The 1,605-nt window shown below is 61.1% G+C and carries 4 protein-coding genes; all 4 read left to right on the forward strand.

The genetic code is table 11. The features are described 5' to 3' along the window. Positions 1 to 164, forward strand: a 164-nt coding sequence (gene rpsH, locus J0I64_RS09095) for a 30S ribosomal protein S8 (protein WP_291407351.1), incomplete at its 5' end; no start/stop codon positions are given. Positions 165 to 348: 184 nt separating this feature from the next. Continuing rightward, positions 349 to 882, forward strand: coding sequence for a 50S ribosomal protein L6 (rplF, locus tag J0I64_RS09100; RefSeq protein WP_291407345.1), 534 nt, complete (start codon positions 349 to 351; stop codon positions 880 to 882). A gap of 12 nt (positions 883 to 894) precedes the next feature. Next, the gene (gene rplR, locus J0I64_RS09105; RefSeq protein ID WP_291407347.1) at positions 895 to 1,257 is read left to right on the forward strand and encodes a 50S ribosomal protein L18; all 363 of its coding nucleotides are present in this window, start codon (positions 895 to 897) and stop codon (positions 1,255 to 1,257) included. A 20-nt stretch (positions 1,258 to 1,277) separates the two neighbouring features. Next, a partial coding sequence (locus J0I64_RS09110; RefSeq protein WP_291407349.1) for a 30S ribosomal protein S5 occupies positions 1,278 to 1,605 on the forward strand: 328 nt, incomplete at its 3' end.

Below are 1,605 nucleotides of genomic sequence, written 5' to 3' on the forward strand. Positions count from 1 at the left end.
GCGTTTCCCGTCCCGGCCGCCGCGTGTACGCGTCGGTTAAGAATATTCCGCAGGTTGCCAATGGCCTCGGTGTTTCGATCCTCTCCACCCCCAAGGGTGTGATGGCCGATCACGAAGCCAAGGCTGCCAATGTTGGTGGCGAGGTACTCTGCCGCGTCTTCTGATGCGTGTGGGCCCGATGCTCAGTGAAGCACTCTGAGGGGAAGTGGTTTCCACTTTTCCTGTTGAATGTGCGCCAAAAGCTGATAGGAGCGCGATCAACGTTTCTCGGAAACGCTGATCGGCTCCGTTTTCGGGCACCTTCACGCGCATTGGATGCGCGGTAAGACGATTACTCAAGGATATAGAATGTCACGTACTGGCAAGAAACCGGTGGCCCCGGTTAACGGCGTTACGGTCACGATCAATGGTCGTGTCGTGTCCGCCAAGGGCCCGAAGGGCGAGCTGAGCCTCACGCTCATGGATATCGTCAATGTCGAGCAGGATTCGGACGGCCTCGTCGTCGTTCCCGCTAACGACTCCCGTGAAGCTCGTGCTGCTTGGGGCACCACCCGCGCGCTGATCCAGAACATGGTCACCGGGGTGAGCGCTGGTTTCGAAAAGAAGCTGGCGATCCAGGGCGTCGGTTACCGCGCTGCGCTGCAGGGCAAAGACGTCAAGCTCTCGCTCGGTTTCAGCCACGAAGTGGTCTATGCAGCTCCCCAGGGTATCACCCTGGCCGTGCCCGCTCCGACCGAAATCGTCGTCACCGGCATCGACAAGCAGCAGGTTGGCCAGGTTGCGGCCGAGATCCGCGGCTGGCGTCCCCCCGAGCCTTACAAGGGCAAGGGCGTGCGTTACGCCGGCGAGCAGGTCTTCCGCAAAGAAGGCAAGAAGAAGTAAGGAGCGCCACCTATGGCTATCAGTGCAAAAGGTGCAGACCGCCGCAAGGCTCGTGTCCGCAAGGCGCTCAAGGCTCGTGCCTTCGGTCGCGCCCGTCTCAGCGTTTTCCGCTCGGACAAGAATATCTATGCCCAGATCATCGACGACGCGAATGGTCGTACGCTGGCAGCGGCTTCCACCCTCGAGAAGGACGTTCGCGGCTCGCTCAAGAGCGGCGCAACTTCCGAAGCAGCTGCCGTTATCGGCAAGCTGATCGCCGAGCGCGGTGTGAAGGCCGGTGTTGCCGAAGTGATCTTTGATCGTGGCGCTTACATCTATCACGGCCGTGTTAAGGCCCTTGCAGACGCTGCCCGTGAGGGCGGTCTGCAGTTCTAACAGCGGCGAGGAAAAACATTATGAGCAGAGACGTTCAAGAACGCGAAAGCGAGTTCGTCGATCGCCTGGTACACATCAACCGTGTGGCCAAGGTTGTTAAGGGCGGTAAGCGCTTCGGCTTCGCAGCCCTCGTCGTTGTGGGTGACCAGAAGGGTCGCGTTGGTTTCGGTCACGGTAAGGCCCGTGAAGTTCCAGAAGCGATCCGCAAGGCAACGGAACAGGCCAAGCGCCAGATGATCCGCGTGCCGCTGCGCGACGCCCGCACGCTGCACCACGACATCACCGGCCGCCACGGCGCCGGCAAGGTCGTCCTCCGTGCAGCCGTCCCGGGTACCGGTATCATCGCCG

The organism is Devosia sp., from assembly GCF_017307565.1.
Taxonomy (GTDB): Bacteria; Pseudomonadota; Alphaproteobacteria; order Rhizobiales; family Devosiaceae; genus Devosia.